The organism is Microbacterium sp. ARD31, from assembly GCF_031844425.1.
Map to the genome: position 1 here is coordinate 660215 of NZ_JAUZVE010000001.1, position 17830 is coordinate 678044.

General features: G+C 73.9%; 12 protein-coding genes. 5 read left to right on the forward strand and 7 right to left on the reverse strand.

Annotation, left to right across the window (positions count from 1 at the left end; translation table 11 throughout):
• Positions 1 to 36: 36 nt before the first annotated feature.
• Entirely contained in the window at positions 37 to 1173 is a 1137-nt protein-coding gene (locus Q9S36_RS03420; protein ID WP_311283940.1) for a S16 family serine protease, read from the reverse strand.
• 126 nt (positions 1174 to 1299) lie between these two features.
• Here Q9S36_RS03420 and Q9S36_RS03425 point away from each other — a divergent pair, with 126 nt between their 5' ends.
• Positions 1300 to 2709, forward strand: coding sequence for a zinc-dependent metalloprotease (locus Q9S36_RS03425; protein WP_311283941.1), 1410 nt, complete (start codon positions 1300 to 1302; stop codon positions 2707 to 2709).
• A 787-nt stretch (positions 2710 to 3496) separates the two neighbouring features.
• Here Q9S36_RS03425 and Q9S36_RS03430 read toward each other — a convergent pair.
• Positions 3497 to 5209, reverse strand: a complete 1713-nt coding sequence (locus Q9S36_RS03430) for an ATP-dependent helicase (protein ID WP_311283942.1) — start codon at positions 5207 to 5209, stop codon at positions 3497 to 3499.
• On the reverse strand, positions 5206 to 6108 hold the full coding sequence (gene nudC / locus Q9S36_RS03435) for an NAD(+) diphosphatase (protein ID WP_311283943.1): 903 nt from the start codon (positions 6106 to 6108) through the stop codon (positions 5206 to 5208). The genes Q9S36_RS03430 and nudC overlap by 4 nt, the downstream gene beginning before the upstream one ends.
• Before the next feature lie 64 nt (positions 6109 to 6172).
• Here nudC and Q9S36_RS03440 point away from each other — a divergent pair, with 64 nt between their 5' ends.
• Positions 6173 to 7411, forward strand: a complete 1239-nt coding sequence (locus Q9S36_RS03440) for a phosphotransferase (protein ID WP_311283944.1) — start codon at positions 6173 to 6175, stop codon at positions 7409 to 7411.
• Between the two features lie 24 nt (positions 7412 to 7435).
• On the opposite strand, the gene Q9S36_RS03445 is transcribed toward Q9S36_RS03440, so the two are convergent.
• Both Q9S36_RS03445 and Q9S36_RS03450 read right to left on the reverse strand, forming a co-directional pair.
• Positions 7436 to 10717 carry an ATP-dependent DNA helicase gene (locus tag Q9S36_RS03445; RefSeq protein ID WP_311283945.1) on the reverse strand — a complete coding sequence of 1094 codons (3282 nt, stop codon included), beginning with the start codon at positions 10715 to 10717 and terminating at the stop codon, positions 7436 to 7438.
• Entirely contained in the window at positions 10714 to 13791 is a 3078-nt protein-coding gene (locus tag Q9S36_RS03450) for an ATP-dependent DNA helicase (protein WP_311283946.1), read from the reverse strand. Before Q9S36_RS03450 ends, Q9S36_RS03445 begins: the two co-directional genes overlap by 4 nt.
• A gap of 154 nt (positions 13792 to 13945) precedes the next feature.
• On the opposite strand from Q9S36_RS03450, the gene Q9S36_RS03455 reads away from it, so the two are divergent.
• Together Q9S36_RS03455 and Q9S36_RS03460 are read left to right on the forward strand one after the other, a co-directional pair.
• Positions 13946 to 14167: a DUF3107 domain-containing protein gene (locus Q9S36_RS03455; RefSeq protein WP_064001825.1), complete on the forward strand. Its 222-nt coding sequence runs from the start codon at positions 13946 to 13948 to the stop codon at positions 14165 to 14167.
• 1 nt (position 14168) lies between these two features.
• Positions 14169 to 14459, forward strand: coding sequence for a hypothetical protein (locus tag Q9S36_RS03460; protein WP_311283947.1), 291 nt, complete (start codon positions 14169 to 14171; stop codon positions 14457 to 14459).
• A 42-nt stretch (positions 14460 to 14501) separates the two neighbouring features.
• Here the strand turns inward: Q9S36_RS03460 and Q9S36_RS03465 are convergent, their stop codons facing one another.
• The gene (locus Q9S36_RS03465) at positions 14502 to 15236 is read right to left on the reverse strand and encodes a ferritin-like fold-containing protein (RefSeq protein WP_064001823.1); all 735 of its coding nucleotides are present in this window, start codon (positions 15234 to 15236) and stop codon (positions 14502 to 14504) included.
• A gap of 144 nt (positions 15237 to 15380) precedes the next feature.
• Between Q9S36_RS03465 and Q9S36_RS03470 the strand changes: the two genes are divergently transcribed.
• Positions 15381 to 16901: a DEAD/DEAH box helicase gene (locus Q9S36_RS03470; protein ID WP_311283948.1), complete on the forward strand. Its 1521-nt coding sequence runs from the start codon at positions 15381 to 15383 to the stop codon at positions 16899 to 16901.
• 14 nt (positions 16902 to 16915) lie between these two features.
• On the opposite strand, the gene Q9S36_RS03475 is transcribed toward Q9S36_RS03470, so the two are convergent.
• Positions 16916 to 17791, reverse strand: coding sequence for a PHP domain-containing protein (locus tag Q9S36_RS03475; RefSeq protein WP_253036185.1), 876 nt, complete (start codon positions 17789 to 17791; stop codon positions 16916 to 16918).
• Positions 17792 to 17830: the final 39 nt, after the last annotated feature.

Here is a 17830-nt window from a genome sequence, read left to right on the forward strand (position 1 = left end):
CGCTCTGGGCGGAATCGCAGGGGCGGGATGCCGCGCTCAGCCGACCGTGCACACGGGCAGGTCGTCGACGCCCTCCCCCGTGCGGATGGCGTCGAGGGCGGCGAGCGAGTCGTCCAGGGTCGCGACCGGGATGACGCGCAGGTCACCCGGGATGTGCCCGACGACCTCGTCGCAGTTGCGCTGCGGGGCGAGGAAGTAGTCCGCACCGGCATCCAGCGCTCCGTAGAGCTTCTGACGGATGCCGCCGATCGGACCGATCGTGCCGGCCGAGTCGATCGTGCCGGTGCCGGCGACCTGCTCGCCGCCGTTGAGCTCGCCGGGGGTCAGGGTGTCGATGATCCCGAGGGCGAACATCTGACCGGCGCTCGGACCGCCGATGCGGTCGAGCTGGATCGTCACGTCGATCGGGAAGTCGAAGTCGCGGGCCGTCGTGATCCCGATGATCCAGACCGGGCCGTCCGCCGTCTCGCTGCGCACCGGGGTGACCGAGACCGTGCGCTCGGCGTCACCGCGACGGATGACGAGCTCGACCGGGTCGCCCCCGCCGTCGTTGATGACGGACCGGAGCTGCGCCGTGTCGCCGATCGGGGTCCCGTCGGCGCTCACGATCTCGTCGCCGACCTCGAGGATCCCGATCGAGGGCGAGCCCTCCGTGAGGGCGCCGACGCCGACGTGCGAGCGGACCTCGTAGCCGAGCTGCGTGAGCGCCGCCGCCGTCGCCTCCTTCTGCGAGTCGACCATCAGGGCGGCGTTCTCCTCGTTGCGCTGCTCGGTGGTCGTCCCGGCGGGGAACACCTGGTCGATCGGCAGGACCGCCTGGGACGGGTCGAACCACGCCATCGCCAGCTCGAACCACGACGGGGTGCGTTCGCGGTTGCCGGCGATCTGCACGGTGGTGAGGTCGAGGGCACCGGCCGTCGGATAGGTCTCCGCGCCGCGGACGGAGATGAGCGGGACCTCCTCACCGTCGGTGTTCTCGGCCGAACCGAGGGTGTTGACGACGGGTCCCTGGCGCTGGATGACGAACCCGGTCGGGAGGAAGCTCAGCACCAGGAGCGCCACCAACGCGATCACGAGCGCCCAGACGCCCACGGAGAAGCGACGTGACCCGCTGGAGCGCCGCGGGTCGGTGGAGCGCGACGGGGTGGCGGTGGCGTCCTCGAAAAGCGACACGCGGGTCCTTCCTCCGGCGCTCGTTCGCGGCCGGCGTACACGGGATGTCTCCCGCTCGGACCGGGCGGAGAAAACCTGCCATTAGCGTAGAACGAGACGTCTCCCCCCTGCTGAAAGGCGCCTGACATGACCGATGACGCAGACCGGACCGGCGACGATCTGCCCGGCGACGACGACCTCGCCGAGATGCTCCGCCGGATGCTGGGCGGTCAGGGCGGGATCGACCCCGACCAGCTGCGGCAGCTGTCGGGGATGGGGATCGACCCGGCGATGATGCAGAGCATCATGCGCCAGTTGCAGGCGGCGATGGCGGGAGGCGACGGCGTGGACTGGTCGGCGGCGAAGACGCAGGCGCTCCACATCGCCAACCGCGACGGACTCGGGATCACGGCGGGGGCGCGCACCGAATTCGACCAGGCCTTCGCGCTGGCCTCGCTCTGGCTCAGCGAGGCGACGACGATCGGCGAGCTGGCCCAGACGCCCCGCCCGATCACCCGCGGGCAGTGGGTCGAGGCGACGCTCCCCGTGTGGCAGGAACTCGCCGAGCCGGTGGCGACCTCGATCAGCGACGCCCTCATGGCGGCGCTCGAGTCGCAGACCCCGGAGGAGATGCGTCCGGCCATCGAGGGCGCCGGCCGCCTGATGCGCCGCGTCGGCGGGGCGCTGTTCGCCGGCCAGCTGGGCGCGGTGATCGGCAAGCTCTCGCTCGAGGTGGTCAGCGGCGGCGATGTCGGCATCCCGCTCATGCCCACCGGCGAGGCCGCGATCCTGCCGCAGAACTTCGCCGACTTCGGACGCGACCTCGAGATCGAGGAGGACCAGCTCGCCCTCGTCCTCGCCACCCGCGAGCTCGCCCACGCACGCCTGTTCCGTCACGCGAAGTGGCTGCGCCTGCACGTCATCTCGCAGGTGACCGACTTCGCGCGCGGCGTCCACGTCGACACCGACGCGCTCGAGGACCTCGCGTCACGGTTCGACCCGTCCTCCCCCGACGAGCTGAAGGCCGCGATCGAGAGCGGCGCCCTGCTGCCGCAGCGCTCCGAGGCGCAGGTCGCGGCCCTGACCCGGCTCGAGAACCTGCTCGCGACCATCGAAGGCTGGGTCGACGTCGTCACGGCGGACGCGACCACCCGCGTGCCCTCCGCCGACCGCATCGCCGAGGCGGTCCGCCGTCGCCGGGCCGTCGGAGGTCCTGCCGAGCAGGCGATGGCGTCGCTCGTCGGCCTCGAGCTCCGTCCGCGACGTCTCCGGGAGGCCGCGGCCATGTGGCGCGCCGTGACGGATGCCGTCGGCTCCGCTGCTCGCGACGGTCTCTGGGACTACCCCGACCTGATGCCCACGGCCGAGGACATCGACGAACCGGCGGGACTCATCGCGCGACTGCAGGCGCGTCAGCGGGGCGAGGAGCCCGAGCGCGACGCGTTCGACGACGCGCTCGAGGCGCTGCTCGACGAAGAGGCCGGCGGACAGGACGACCCGACCACGGGCGACGCCGCGGGCGGGGACGACGGTCCCACCGGGCCGCGCCCCGTCTGACCCGCGCCTCCTCCACAGCCCCCGCCCGCGCCCTCGGCACGACGGGTCTGTGGAGGGCACACCCGACGGCGACGGCATCCCGGCCAGAATCGCGGCATGCTGCGTCTCGCCCCCTCCCACCGGCCGCTGTGGCGCACCCCCACCAGCGTGCAACTCGGCATCGACGACGAGCGCCCGCTCACGGGCCTGCAGCCCTGGCAGGAACGTCTGCTCGACGCGCTGGTCGACGGCATCCCGGACGGTCGCCTCGTGCCGCTCGCGCGGGAACTGGGCGCGGGTCCGGATGAGGCGAACGCCTTTCTCAGCCGCATCCAGGACGCCCTGGTCGCCGACGCCGCGCCGGTCCCGCCGATCCGCATCGAGCTGCCCGCCGACCTCGGCCACGACGACGAGACGACCCTCGTGGCGGGCCTCGCGGCCGCGGGCCTGGAGATCGACGCGTGCGAGCGGTGGTCGCTGCCGCCCGGGCCGGGTCCGGTCGTGGTCGTCGCCGCCCAGCTGATCGATCCGCACCGCGCGGCGCGCCTCACGGCGGAGGACACCCCGCACCTGCCGATCGAACTCGCCGGCGACCGTGTCGTCGTCGGCCCGCTCGTCGTGCCGGGCCGGACGGCCTGCATCGCGTGCCTCCACGCGGACCGGCGCGACCGCGACGCGGGCTGGCCGCTCGTCGCGGCTCAGCTGCTCGCGCGCCCGTCCGTCGCGACCGAGCCGCTCCTGCTCGTCGAGGCGGCGGCGCTGGCCGCCCGATTGCTGCGCACGGGCGACGCGGGACGGTCGGTCGTCCTCACCGCGGCGGACGGACAGCGCGAGACCCGCGCGCACCGCCCTCACGCAGCGTGCCTCTGCCGATCTCCTGAAGGAATCTGGAGCGCTGACGCTCCCGGTTCCCCGACCGTCGAGCCCACGAGAGCGACAGCGTACGCGCGGCCCGCGTGACACCCACGTAGGTCAGGCGACGTTCCTCGTCGATCTGCTCGAAACTCGTCGCGTACGAGATCGGGAGCAACCCCTCACTGAGGCCCATGAGGTGCACGTGCGGCCACTCGAGGCCCTTCGCGGCGTGCAGCGTCGCGAGGGTCACCGTCCGCATCGCCGGCTCGTGCTGCGCCTTGGCGCGCGCCGTCAGCTCGTCGGCGAACGCGCGGAGCGTTGTGCCCTCGGGCGCCTCCTCGGCGAGGCGGAGCACGGCGGCGCGCGCCTCCCAGGCGTCGCGCAACGCCCCGCCCGCCGGCGGCGCCTCGTCGGTCAGCCCCAGCGACCGGAGGACGTCGCGGACGGTCGCGAGGAACGATCCCGACAGCGGCGCCACGGAGGCGCCGCGCAGGGCGAGGAGGGCCTGGCGCACCTCGGGCAGGTCCCAGAACCGCTTGCCGCCGAGGACGGTGGCGGGGATGCCGCGGGCCGAGAGCGCGGCCAGCAGCGGCGCCGACTGCGCGTTCAGCCGGTACAGGACGGCCACGTCGTGCGGGTCGACCCCGGAGGCGAGCTGCGCGGCGATCCGCGCGGCGATACCCTCCGCCTCCGCGGCGTCGTCGTCGTACGCGGTGACCTCGGGGGCGGGCCCGGCGGGCGCGGGGGTCGAGAGCTGCAGTGCCCCGGGGCGCCCGCGCATCAGCTCGTTGGCGACCGCGAGGACCGCGGCATCCGATCGGTAGTTGCGCTCCAGGCGCACGACCGTCACGTCGTCGTCCCGGGTGGCGAAGTCCAGGAGGTAGCGGGGATCGGCGCCGGCGAAGGAGTAGATCGTCTGGCTCGCGTCGCCGACGACGCAGAGGTCGCGGCGATCGCCGAGCCACAGCTCCAGCAGCCGGTTCTGCACCGGGGACACGTCCTGGAACTCGTCGACCGTGAAGTGCCGGTACTGCTCGTGGACGGCGGCGGCGACCCGCGGCTCCGACTCGATCATGCCCGCGCACGCGAGCAGCACGTCCTCGAAGTCGAGCTGACGCCGCTCGTCCTTCAGCTTCTCGTAGGCGCGCTGCAGGGCGATGAGGGGGTCCAGGGCCAGACCCGGGATGCCGCCGGGGCGATCGACCGCGTACTGCTCGATCGAGCGCATCGTGACCTTGCGCCATTCGATCTGCGACGCGACGTCGCGGAGGGTGGAGGCATCCAGCCGCAGACCGATCCCGTCGGCGGCATGCGAGAGCAGACGCACCTTGCTGTCGACGATCGCGGGAGCGGTGTCGCGCGCCACCTGCGGCCAGAAGAAGTTGAGCTGCGCGAGCGCGGCGGCGTGGAAGGTGCGCGCGGCCACGCCATCGACCCCGAGGGCGCGCAGCCGGCCACGGAGTTCACCGGCGGCCTTCGTCGTGAAGGTCACGGCCATGACGCGCTGCGGCGAGTACGCGCCGGTGTCGACGCCGTGGGCGATCCGGTGGGTGATGACCCGCGTCTTGCCGGTCCCCGCGCCGGCGAGCACGCAGACGTGCCCGCGCAGCGTCGACGCCGCTTCGCGTTGCCGCTCGTCCAGGTCCGCGAGGGGGTCGACGCTCACTCCCCCACCCACCGCAGGATGAGGCTGCGCGCGATGGACGCACGGCCTGGCAGGCGGATCTCCCCTCGGCCGGCGAGGGCGTCGCGGATCTCGTCGCGGGTGAACCAGCGGACGTCGAGGATCTCCTCGCCGTCGGCGCGGGCCTCCGCATCCGCGACGGCGTGGGCGGTGAAGCCGAGCATGAGCGAGCGCGGGTAGGGCCACGCCTGCGACCCGCGGTACACGATCCGATCGAGACGGACGCCGGCCTCCTCCGCGATCTCGCGCTCGACGGTCGTCTCCAGCGATTCGCCGGCCTCGACGAACCCGGCGAACGTCGAATAGGTGGGGATGTCGCCCCAGGCCGCGTTCCGGCCGAGCAGCAGACGCTCGCCGTCGGCGCTCGCGACGGCCACGATCACGGCGGGATCCGTCCGCGGGAAGTGCTGCCGGCCGCACTGCAGGCAGCGTCGGGACCAGCCGGCCTGCTCGACGCGCGTCTCTCCGCCGCACGCGGGGCAGAACGGCGCGTCGATCAACCACCGCCCGATGCTCAGTCCCTGCACGAAGCGTCCGGCCTCGTCGGCGTCGAGGTCGCCGCCCACCGCGCGGAGCCCCGCCCACTCGACGCCCGGGATCACGGGCTCGTCCGCGGATGCCGGGAGCGCTGCGACGGCGACGGGGCGGTGCGCGTCGTCGCGGCCGAGGAAGGCCCATACGGCTCCGTCCGGGACGGCGTCGGGGGCGACCCACTGCAGCGTCGCCGGGCTCCCGACGGGGGCGCGGTCCCCGTGCAGCAGCAAAACGCGGGTGTCGGCATCGGTACGGATGCGGTCGAGCAGACCGTCGTCGAGTCGCTCCTGCGCCGCGCGGTCGATGACCGCGCGCGCCAGGGGCGGCGGGACGTCCTTCGTCGTCATCGAGGACCTCTCTTGCGGGCGTGGCGCCGGTGCGCGGGGGCGTGCCCCGCCTACCCTGGGGGGCATGGCACGCTCTCCTCTCACTCTAGCCGCGGCTGCCACGGCGGCTCTCTCGCAGGCGACGGGTGTGCGCACGGCCATCACGGGCGCCGCCGCCCTCACCGAGGGAGCGGGCGGGCGTTTCGACAGCGCCGTCGTCCACCTCGACGACGGCTCTCGCCTCGTGGTGCGTGTCCCCGATAGCGACGAGGCCGAAGCCGAGGCCGTCCGAGAGACGACGGCGCTGGCCGCCCTCACGGCGGGGGTCCGCGCCATGATGCCTTTCCGGGCTCCCGAGCACGTCGGACAGGCGCGCCTCGGCACCCGCACCGCCCGCGTACAGACCTACCTGCCGGGCTATCGGGTCGATGCCGCGCACGTTCCGCCGGGTCGCGGGGTGGCGACCGCCCTCGCGGCGGCGATCGCAGGCATCCACGACCTGCCGACCTCGATCGTGCAGGGCGCGGGGCTCCCCGCCCGCACCGCGGCGCAGGTCCGCACCGACACCGAGCGCCTGCTCGACCGCGCCGAGGCGACGGGCCGTCTGCCGTTCGGCCTGCTCCGCCGCTGGAGCCGCGCCGTCGCCCTCGACGCGCTCTGGAACGTCGAGCCCACCGTCACCCTGGGTGGCGTCGACCCGTCCGCCTTCACCCTGACCGACGTCGACGGGGTGCCGACGGTCTCGGGGCTGCTGACGTGGGGCGGCCTGAGCATCGGGGACCCGGCCGAGGACCTACGCTGGATCGCGAGCGCTCCCGACGCGGCATCCGACGTCGTCGTCGCCTACAGCGCCGCCGCCGGCCGCTCCCCCGACACCATGCTCGCCGAGCGGGCCCGCCTGCACGCCGAGCTCGAGTTCGCGAAGTGGCTCGTCCACGGACACGATTCCGCCTCCGAGACGGTGACCGCGGATGCCGTGGCGCTGCTCGAGTCGCTGGACGAGAGCGTCCGCGACGAACCGCCGATCGGCAGCGGTACGATCAGCGTCGACGACGCCATCGCCGCGCTCGGGCGCGTCCCCGCCGGCGCGGCCGAGGCCGTCGACACCTCGATGCACACCGACGCCTACGACCCCGGCCTCATCGACGGGCTCCTCGACGAGGACGCCGAGGCCGCGCCGGCAGCGTCGGACACCGTCGACCAGGAGACCGAGCCGATCGAGTTCAGCGACTGGCCGGGAACTGACGAGGCACCCCCCGCCGAGGAGAGCGATCCCGACGACGCCGCGAAGAACGCGCTGCGCCGGTGGACGGGCACGGCCTGACCCCTCCCCGGACCGCCCACCGGTTCAGCCGCGCAGGACGAGGCCGTCGGCGACGTAGAACAGCGCGACGTCGATCCGCTCCATCGGCACGCCGTGCTTCGCGTGGTACGCCCGCCGGTAGAGCTCGAGCTGCAGCATCCGCTCCGTGCGCTCCGCCGCGGTGCGGGGCGGGCGCCCGGTCTTCCAGTCCACGATCTCGATCCGGTCGCCCCGGCGGTAGACGGCGTCGAGCTTGCAGATGACGACGTGCGGCCGGCCGTCGCCGAGCGGATCCGGTTCGACGAAGTCGATCTCAGTCTCGACCTCGATCGGCTGCAGGTCCCCCCACTCCGAGGCGAGGAACGCCTCGCGCAGCCGGTCGAGCGCCTCGGCGTCCGCCGGCGACGCCGAGGTCGCGTCCTCGTCGTCGTCCCAGAGGACGTCGTCGGCCGACCGCGCGCGGCCCACCAGTCCGGAACGCTGCTCGACCCACGCGTGGAAGAGCGTGCCCAGCCGCGTCTGACGGTAGGGACGCTCGGGCAGCGGCCGGGCCGCCGCGATCGCGGCCGCGCCGTAGTCCGCCACGAAGTCCTTGAATCGGGATGCCGGGATGCGCGTCGGTGCGTGCGGCGCCCGCCCCGCGGCCCGGGCGGCCCGCTCGGCCAGCAGGAGCTCGAGGTCGCGCGCGGGTGTCGCCGGGGCGGCCGCCATCGCCTGCCGCACCCGCGCCGCCGCATCCCGCACCCGCGCCGACCGCGCCCCGAGCGGGTCGATCGGCCACTCGAGGGTCGCTCGCGCCCCCTCGTACGGGTTCTCCGTCGTCTCCGACTCGGGCAGGGGCGCCTCGAGTTCGTCCGCGATCTCACGGACGAACCGGCTCACGACGCGCGGCTTCTTCGTCCCCGCCCAGGGGGACGCCGAGATGAGCAGGTGCTCGCGCGCCCGGGTCACCGCGACGTACGCGAGCCGCCGTTCCTCGGCGAGGTGTCGCTCGCGGATGCCGTCCTTGAACGCCGCGTGCTCCCGCTTGAGATCTTGCTGCGTCGGCGCGTCGTGCGCCGACCACAGGAACGCGGGCAGCCACTCGCGGTCGCCGCGGAAGGAGTACGGCAGGACGCCGAAGCCGAGCCATCCCTGCGCATCCCGAAGTGCGGCGGGCAGCTCGTCCTCGACGGCACGGACGACGGCGACGGCATCCCATTCCAAGCCCTTGGATCCGTGGATCGTCAGGAGCTGAACGACATCGTCCTCGGGCGGTTCGGTCCGGGGCGCGAACTCGTCGATGCGCTCGGCCCGGTCGAGCCAGGCGAGCAGGCTGGGCAGCGAGCCGCGCTCGTCGGTCTGCAAGAACCCGTGCAGCTCGTCGACGAACGCGCGGAGCTGATCGGAGGCCGTACGCGCGGGTCCGCGCGACTCGTTCGCCGCGAGCTCGATGTCCAGGCGCAGCTCGTTCTCGATGAGTCGCACGAGCTCGGGGATGGGAAGCCCCGCGGCCCGGCGCAGACCTGCGAAGACGGCTCCGGCGTCGCGCAGCCGCTCCCGGGCGGCGGGCGTGAACCCGGCCAGCCACCCGTGGTCGGGCTTCTGCCGCGCGACGAAATCGAGCGCGGCGACGAGCGATCCACCCTCGTCGCCGGCGGAGGCGCGGATGATCTCGGCCAGCTCGGTCGGCAGCGGCTGCAGGGCGGTGTCATGCCGCACCAGCCGCGCCGCGACCTGCGCGAGTTCGCGGAGGTCCGCGAGCCCCACGGACCACCGCGGGCCGGCGAGCAGCCGGATGAGCGCGGAGCCGGACCGCGGATCGCTGATGACCCGCAGCGCGGAGACGACGTCGACGACCTCCGGGGTCGAGAGCAGTCCGCCGAGCCCCAGGATGCGGTGAGGGATGCCGCGACGCCCGAGCGCGTCCGCGAAGCGCAGCATGTGCTTCTTGCTGCGCAGCAGGACCGCGCCCGTCGTCGCCCGTCCCGCGCGGTGACGCTCGTCCCGGACATCCGCGAACCACGCCGCGACGGCATCCGCCTCGGCGTCGAGGTCGTCCTCCACCACGATGTCGACCCGCCCCGCCGGCGCCCCCGGACGCGGCCGGAGGGAGCCCACCTCGACGGGGGCGTCCAGCGGAGCGAGCACCGCACCCGCGGCGCGCAGGACGTTGACACCGTTGCGCCAACTGGTGAGGAGCGCGTAGCTGCGGCCGGCGGCATCCGGGTCGAACGAACGGGCGAAGTCGCCCAGGTTCCCCGCGCTCGCCCCGCGCCAGCCGTAGATCGACTGGTGCGGGTCGCCGACGGCCATGACGGCGGTGCTCCGGAAGAGGGTCGCGAGCAGGTCGGTCTGCACGACCGACGTGTCCTGATACTCGTCCAGCAGGACGACCCGGTACCGCTCGCGCAGCTCCGCGGCCACCGCCGGATGCGACCGGACCACCTGGAGCGCCCCGGCGACCTGATCGGAGAAGTCGATGAGCCCGCGGCGGCGCTTCTCGGCCTCGTACGTCCGCGCGAGGGCGACGAGCACGGACAGGCCCGACACCTTCTCGGCCGCCGTCCGCACCTCGGCGTAGACGGAGGTCCCGGCGCGCTGGCTGGGACGCTCGAGGACGTCCTGGAAGGCCGTCGAGAACGCGTCGAGGTCGTCCAGCTCGACGAGGTTGTCGACGCTGTCGCGGGCGATCCGCAGCGCCGCGTCGATGATGGTCGACGGACGCTCGGCGCGATCGGGCAGACGGGGGTCGTCGGAGGAGAGCACGACCTGCCGCATGAGCAGCCACGCCGCCGACTCGCTCATCACGACCGCCTCGGCATCACGACCGATGCGGACGGCGTTCTCGCGGACGATGGCGTCGGCGAAGCTGTTGTACGTCGACACCGCCGGCCGCTCGAGCAGGGCGTCCGCGCCGTCACCGCCGGGCGACTCGGGTGCGAGGGCGTCGAGCGCCGCACGCCGAGCGGACTCGGGAGCACCGGACCGCTCGAGCTCGCCGAACACCGCGAGCCGCCCCTCGGCGTGGAGCCGACCGAGGTGCGGGAGCAGGCCGCGCCGCTCGAACTCCCCGAGGCGACGCAGCCGCGAACCGATCCGTTCCGCGAGTTCGCCGGCGGCCTTGCGCGTGAAGGTGAGCCCCAGCACCTCGTCCCGGCGCACGAGACCGTTCGCGACGAGCCAGACGACACGACCGGCCATCGTCTCGGTCTTGCCGCTGCCGGCGCCCGCGACCACGAGCGCCGGCGCCAGCGGCGCGGAGATGACGGCCGACTGCTCCGCCGTCGGCGGGAACTGCCCGAGGGCCGCCGCGACGGCCTCGGGACTCAGGAGTGCGGGGGTCACGCGGAGCTCACCGGTCCGATCGTGTGGATGCGGCAGAGACCGCGGGTGTGGTCGTCACGGCAGTGCTCCTCGAACGGGGCGACGAACGACGTGCCGCGCATGATCCGCACCGCCTCGTCGACGCGTCCCAGGAACGCGGCCCGCGTCTCGTCGTCGAAAGGCTCCTGCCTCGGCTCGGCGTACGGGCCGTGACGGGTGCCCTTCAGGACGAGGAGTTTCGCACCCCCGGGCTCCGCTCCCGCCGCCGCGGGGATCGCACCGCGCTCGAAGGCCAGCTGGTAGGCCGCGAGCTGCGGGTTCTCGAGGGCGGCGCGCTCACCCGTCGCCTCGCTGCGCCCCGTCTTCAGGTCGACGATCACGACGCGTCCGTCCCGGGTGCGTTCGACGCGGTCGATGTACCCCGAGAGGATCGCCGGGTGCGCGGCATCCGGCACCGGGAGCTCGACCTCGAAGTGCGGTTCGGCGCCGACGAGCGTCGTGCCCGCCCGCTCGGTGTCGCGCAGGTACGCGGCGAGCCGGGTCACGAGGTCCCGCGCGCGACGGCGCTCCGCCTCATCGATCCAGGGCGCCTCGAACTCCAGCTGAGACCAGCCGTCCTCGACGTACGACCACAGCGCCTCCTCGTCCGCCGTCGCGACGTGCTCGAGCGCGCCGTGCAGCAGCGTCCCGAGCCCGGCGACGGCCGTGCCGGGATCCCCGCCGAGGTCGCCGATCGCCCAGTCGAGCTGGCACTGCTCGAGGGCATGGATACGGGAGGGCGACACGCGCAGCGGCGCGACGTCGAGATCCCGCAGCGGCGCGGTGCTCGTGGGTTCCGCGAGGCCGTACCACTGCGCCGGATGCGCGCCCGGCACACCCGCCGCGGCGAGGAGCGCGAGCTGGCCCGCGGCATCCTCCCGGTCGGACTCCGACGACCGCGGGTCGGTGAGCCGGCGGCGGTGCGCGGCGACGAGTCCCCGCAGCGTGAGGGGGTGCTCCGCCGAGCGCGGCGCCGGAGAGGCGGGCGGGAGGAGGTCGAACAGGACGCTCGGACCGGTGTCGTCGTCGTCGACGGCGGTGACGATCAACCGGGAGCGGGCGCGCGATACGGCGCGGGCGAAGAGCCGCAGCTCGTCGTGCAGCACCGCGCGACGTCGGTCGGCGGTGTCGAGGTCGGTGTCCTCCTCGGCCAACCGCGCCGTCTCGAGGAGGCTCCCTCGCAGCCGCAGGTTCGGCCAGACGCCGTCCTGCACGCCGGCGACGACGACGGTGTCGAACTCGAGGCCGAGCGCCGCGGCAGGCGTCGAGATCTGCACGCCGCTGGCGACGGTGCCGGTGCGGAGGCGATCCTCCGCGACCTCGGAGTGCAGCAGCGCGCGCAGGTGGTCGATCGGCGCGGTCCCGTCCTCCCGCTCGCCGTGCCGCTTGGCCGCTTCGAAGAGCGCCACGACGGCGTCGAGGTCGCGACGGGCCTGGTCGGCCAGCGGTCCCTGGCCGTCGGCCAGCGTGCGCAGCTGCCGCTCCAGCCCGCGCTGCTCCCACACGGTCCACAGCAGCTCGTGCGCCGTCGCGCCGGCCCGGATCTGCTCGGCGACCTCGGCCAGCGTGCGCGACAGTCGTGCGGCGCGCCGGGCCTCCGGGGTGTCCACCACGTCGAATTCCACGGGATGACGCACCCCCGACGCGAGCAGCTCGCGCGCGGACCGCTCGCCGCCGCGGCGCAGCTCCGCGTGCCGCAGCGCCGCCCGGAGCCGGCGGAGTTCGACGGGGTCGAGACCGCCGCCGACGAGCACGTCGAGCACCTCGTCGTCGCTGCGTGACTCCGCGGAGACGGCCGCGAGGTCGACCGCCCGAAGGAGATCCCGGACGATGGGCGTCTCGGCGAGGGCGCGCGCAGGCCCCACCGCCGCGGTCGGGACGTCGCGCGCCGACAGCTCCGCCTCGAGCGCCGTCACCTGTCGGGAGTCGTGCGCGATGACCGCCAGCTGCTCCCAGGGGACGCCGTCGTGGACATGCCGTTCGCGCAGCAGGCGTGCGATGAGGTCGACCTCCTCCGCTCCGGAGCGGAGTGCGAAGGCGCGCAGGCTCTCGTCGGGTTCGACCCCGACGGGCGGATGCCGGTGGGCGACCAGTCCCGCGGCGCCGATGCGCGAGGTGACCTGGGCGACGAGGTCCCGCTGGGCGGGCGTGCCGCGGTGGATGCGGTCCAGGACGTGCGTCCGCGTCGCGAGACGGGCGAAGTTCTCCGGGCGCGCGCCGCGGAAGGATCCCGAACCCACGTCGGGGTCTCCGAAGGCGAGCACGGCGATCCCCCGCCGTCGGCACGCCTCGAGCAGTTCCACGCCGCCGAGGGTCAGCTCCTGCGCGTCGTCCACGAGGATCGCCCGCAGTCCCGCCACCACGCCGAGCGCCGGCGAGCCGGCGGGGGCGTTGCGGAGGAGCCCGACCGCCTCGCGCACGAGCCCCGCCGCGTCGCGGTGGGCGCCGCGCATGCGCGCGCGGACCGAGCGGTACTCCCGCGCGAACGAGGCGAGCGACGCCCAGACCGGACGGTCCGTCGCCGCCGCGCGCGCGGCGAGTTCCTCGGGCTCGATGCCGAGCGTCGTCATCTCGGCGAGGAAGGCACGGATCTCGGCCCGGAGCCCCGGAGTGCTGCGGATGTCGGCGGGCAGCCATTCCGGCCAGCGCGACGGGCCGTCGGCCTCGTCCTCGGCGTCGCCCGCCAACAGGTCGCCGATGATCCGGTCCTCGTCGGGCCCGGTGAGCAGCTGCGGCGGTTCGTCGCCCGCGTGGACGGCGTGCGACCGGACCACCTGGTAGGCGAAGGCGGGGACGGATCGCGCGAGCGGACCGCTCGTGGCGACGCGCACGCCGACCGCGAGACGGTCGCGCAACGCGGTCGCGGCCGTCCGTGTCGGGGTGAGCACGACGACCTCGTCGGGACGCATCCCGTCGTCGATGAGTGCGACGACGCGGGAGACGAGCGTCGCCGTCTTGCCCGATCCCGGCGCACCGATCACGACACCGGATGCCGCCGGTTCGAGACCCACGACGGCATTCTGCGCCGTGTCGAGGGCGAACGGCAGGTCGGGCATGGGCTCCACGCTAATCGGAGCGACGGACACCCGCCCCGCGTGGCGCCGACGGGCCGTTCGCCGACAGCGAGCGGCCCGCGCGTCCGGGCCGGGAGCCGGTGCCGTAGGCTCGAGACGCGCCCGGAGACCCGGGCCGGGAAAGGCAGGCATCACCGTGGAGATCCGCATCGGCATCGCGAACTCGCGCGAGCTCGGCTTCGACTCGAACGAGACGGCCGACGCCGTGAAGCAGACCGTCACCGCCGCTCTCGACAGCGGCGCGACCTACGTGACCCTCACCGATTCCAAGGGCGCCACCTACGTCATCCCCACGGCCGGCATCGCGTTCGTCGAGGTCGGGACCGACCAGTCGCGTCGCGTGGGCTTCGTCGCCTGACATGCTCCTCGTCCTGGCGCTGGTCTTCGGGGCGATCGCGGGGACGGCCGTCCACTTCGCCCTGCCGCAGCGCGCGCTCCGCGGCGTCGCGATCGGGCCGCTGCTCGGCGCCGCCCTCGGCACCGCGACGTGGACCGCACTCACCTGGGCGGGTCTCGGGCCGGAGGCGGCGTGGATCTGGCTCGCCAGCATCCTCGTGCCGATCCTGCTCACCGCGGCGGTCCTCGTGCTCCTCACCCGCACGCGGGCGGCGCGGGACGCCCGGACCCGTCACGAGCTCGGCATCGCCTGATCCCGGCGCACACCCGCCGCCCTCCGCGGCCCGCCGCCGGTCTCAGGCGTCGAGGCCGATGCTCGTCATCCGGCGCGAGTGGGCCCCCAGCAGCTGGGTGAACACCGGCTCGACCTGCTTCTCGTCGTCGACGTCGAGCGCTCCCGGGCGCTCGGTCGTGCTCGACCGCAGCGCGCCGCGCGCGACCAGGAGGGTGTCGCCGACGAGGCGCCTCCCCCACAGGCTCAGCAGGGAGCGCAGTTCGTCGTCGTCCGAGATCGCGTCGGTGATGATGCCCACGAGCGGGGCGCGGTCGGCATCCGCTCGGAGGATCGCGGCCGCACGGCGTCCGGTCTCGCCGTAGCTGCCGGACAGGGACAGATAGAAGTCGTCGAGCAGGCCCGCCGTCAGGTGGACCGACAGCATCGTCTCGAGGGGCCGCGCGCCGTGGGTGGCCCGGCGGAAGGCGTCGAGGGGCTCGCGGAACGGCAGCATCAGCTCGAGCGGGTCGTCGCCGCGGTCCCGGATGAGGGCGACGAGTGCCTGGTGCTTGAACAGCGCGGCGCCGGCCGCGCGGGAGAGCGACTCCTTGTGCCCGAGCTCGGGGCTGCGCTCGATGAGCGAGCTGAGGGTCTCGACGTAGCCGAGCTGCAGGTAGGCCGCCTGACCGAGATAGGTGGCGAGGTCGGGAGCGAGCTGCTCGAAATCGACGCGCCGGACGTCGCTCGCCTCGTCGCGCGAACGCAGCCGCAGGGTGCGCCCGGGGGGCCGCCGTCGCTGCCAGAACCACCTCACCACGGCACCAGCCTACGGGGCGCGGCGGCCCCCTCCGGTAGGGTGGTGGGGTCCCGGCGTCGGATCGGGACCCCGCGCCTGGGGCTGAGTGAAGGGCGTGGACCCCTCATCACGGCGGCATCTCACCGCCAGACAGGCACGGAAAGCATGACCACGTTCGCAGAGCTCGGCGTCGACCAGGACATCGTCGACACCCTCGCCGCCAAGGGCATCGTCGACACGTTCCCCATCCAGGAGCAGACGATCCCGCTCGGCCTCCCCGGCCAGGACATCATCGGCCAGGCCAAGACCGGCACCGGCAAGACCTTCGGCTTCGGCATCCCCGTCGTCCAGCGACTCGGCCTGAACCCCGAGCCCGGCGTCAAGGCCCTCATCGTCGTCCCGACGCGCGAGCTGGCCGTCCAGGTCTACGAGGACGTGGACATGCTGACCTCCGGCCGCGCCACCAGCGTCGTCGCCATCTACGGCGGCAAGGCCTACGAGGGTCAGATCGATCAGCTCAAGGCCGGCGCGCAGATCGTCGTCGGCACCCCCGGTCGCCTCATCGACCTCAACAACCAGCGGCTCCTCGACCTCTCGAACGCGACCGAGGTCGTCCTCGACGAGGCCGACAAGATGCTCGACCTCGGCTTCCTCCCCGACATCGAGAAGATCTTCCAGAAGGTCGCGCCCGTCCGCCACACCATGCTCTACTCGGCGACGATGCCCGGGCCGATCGTCGCCCTCGCGCGCCGGTTCATGTCGAACCCGATCCACATCCGCGCGAGCGACCCCGACGAGGGCCTCACGCAGGCCAACATCAAGCACCTCGTGTACCGCGCGCACTCGCTCGACAAGGACGAGGTCATCGCCCGCATCCTGCAGGCCGAGGGCCGCGGCAAGACCGTCATCTTCACGCGCACCAAGCGCGCTGCGCAGCGCCTCGTCGACGAACTGAACGACCGCGGCTTCAGCGCCGGGGCGGTCCACGGCGACATGAGCCAGGAGGCGCGCGAGCGCTCGATGGCCGCGTTCAAGGCCGGCAAGCGGGACGTCCTCATCGCCACCGACGTCGCCGCCCGCGGCATCGACGTCGACGACGTCACCCACGTCATCAACCACACGATCCCCGACGACGAGCAGACCTACCTGCACCGCGCCGGCCGCACCGGCCGCGCCGGCAAGACCGGCATCGCGGTGACCTTCGTCGACTGGGACGACCTGCACAAGTGGGCCCTCATCAACCGCGCGCTCGACTTCGGCCAGCCCGAGCCGCTCGAGACGTACTCGTCGAGCCCGCACCTGTTCGAGGACCTCGACATCCCGGCCGGCACGAAGGGCCGCATCACCGCGGCGCCCAAGGCGGCCCCCGCACGGTCGAGCGCCGCTCCCGCCCGCGCGGCCGACGCCGCCGCCGACGCGTCCGGCGAGGCGGGCACCCGTCGTCGCCGCCGCCGGCGTTCCGGCAGCGGCGAGGCGAAGGTCGGCTCCACCTTCATTGAAGGGGCGGATACCGCGGCATCCGACTCGTCCTCGGCGTCCGCCGACAGCGCGGACCGCGCAGTCGACGGTGCCGGCACGCACGACGGCGCCGGCAAGGAGCACCACGACGGCAAGCCCGCACCGGCGCGCCGGCGGCGCCGCCGTCGGGGCGGATCGGGCGCCGGCGCGCCCGTCGCGGGGGCCTGATTCCGCTCGTCGCGCTACGGCGTGACGAGCGAGCTGCCCGACCCGAGGGCGACGATCCTCGCGATCGCGTCCTCGGACGTCGTGTTCTCCCCCGGCACGTTCGGCTTCCCCCGGCCGTGGTAGTCGCTCGAGCCGGTCGCGATGAGGTCGTGCGCGGCGACGAGGCGCCGGAGTTCCCCGAGCGCGGGTTCGACGTTCTCGCGATGGCCGAGCTCGAAGCCCGCGAGGCCCGCGTCGAGCATGTCCCGCACGACCCGGTCGGGCAGGCGGCCGGCGCGGCCCGCCGGGTGCGCGATCACCGGCACTCCCCCGGCGCCGGCGACGGCCGCCACCGCCGCGACCGGGTCGGGCGCGTACAGGGCGACGTAGTAGTCGCTCCGAGGGGACAGGATGCCGCTGAACGCCTCGCCGCGGTCGCGGACGTGGCCGCGGGCCACCAGGGCGTCGGCGATGTGGGGCCTGCCCACCGTCGCCCCCTCGGCGGTCTGCGCCTCGATGTCCTCCCACGTGAGGTCGTAGTCGCGGCCGATCCGTTCGGCCATCGTGCGCGCACGGGAGCGCCGCGAACGCCGGATGCGGTCGGTCAGTGCGCGCAGGCCCGCATCGTCCGGGTCGACGAGGTAGGCCAGGACGTGCACGCTCCGCCATTCATGCCGCGCCGAGAGCTCCATGCCCGGCAGGAACGACATGCCGAGCGACACGGCCGCGTCGGCAGCCTCCGCCCATCCCGATGTCGTGTCGTGATCCGTCAGCGCGGCGGTCCGGATCCCGTGGCGGTGCGCCGCGGCCATGACCGCCGCGGGCGGCTCGGTGCCGTCGGAGTGATCCGAGTGCAGGTGCAGGTCGCCGGGTCCGAACGGGCCGGACGGAGCGGAGGACCCTGCGGACATGGACACGAGCGTACCGCGCGCAGAAACTCCCCAGCCTCC